Origin of the sequence: Virgibacillus sp. MSJ-26, assembly GCF_018918075.1 — a bacterium.
Taxonomy (GTDB): Bacteria; Bacillota; Bacilli; order Bacillales; family Amphibacillaceae; genus MSJ-26.
This window is the reverse complement of the sequence record NZ_JAHLPW010000051.1, coordinates 1-827: the sequence shown is the minus strand read 5'-3', so window position 1 is coordinate 827 and position 827 is coordinate 1. Positions and strand designations below refer to the sequence as shown.

Sequence of the window (827 nt, the reverse complement as noted above, 5' to 3'; positions counted from 1 at the left end):
CCATTAAACTTAGACCCTGCCTCTTTAGCGAAGTGAAGCGTATCGATAAATTGCTCGTTCGTCACACCACCACTTAAATAAATAAATGGCAAACGACTTTTTTCTGAACATTGACGATAATAGGCAGCCGCCTCTTCCTTCGAATAAATCGGCTCATAATTATCATACTGCGAATGACCCTCAATATTATAAATCGACACAGGCACTTCAACCTTTAATAAATCCACACCGTACATATCCTTCGAGAATTCTTCCATAAAATACTCGACAATAGCCGGTTTTCTTTTCGCAAAATCCGCACCTTTCGAATCAAGCCCAGCCGCACTATAAGATACAGGCTCTAATATAAACAAGACATCATTTTGCTTACATTCGTCACCGACACGCTTAATAAAAGTTTTCTTAATATCATTGTATTTTTCTTCTTCATCAATATCATAATAAACGAGTAATTTAATCGCATCTGCCCCTGCTTCAACGAGGTCTTGCACGGCATAAAAATCAACTAAATTGGGAAGACGCCCTTTTTCGGAAGCGTCGTAGCCTGTTTTTTCATACGCCATAATAAGGCCGACGTCTTTATTTAACTTTTTAGCAGCATCCCAACCGTATTCAGGATCAAGTAAAAAGGAGGACGATTTATTTCCAAGAACGTCACTGACCCCTTCCTTGAACTTTGATACGCCTTCATCATAAGTGATTGTATCGTTATAAGATTGAATCATTTTTCCAAGTGAACCGCGTTGATCCATGGCTGTGGCTAATACGATGCCATTTTTATCTGAAATTGCTTCTAAACCTTTTTGTTTTCCTTGTGTTCGTTGCAT

The 827-nt window shown here is 38.7% G+C and carries 1 protein-coding gene; it reads right to left on the bottom strand.

The window, feature by feature from the left end; all coding sequences use genetic code 11:
• Positions 1 to 827: tagatose 1,6-diphosphate aldolase (locus KQI49_RS18425; RefSeq protein ID WP_216491009.1), on the bottom strand; the 827-nt coding region annotated here is incomplete at both ends.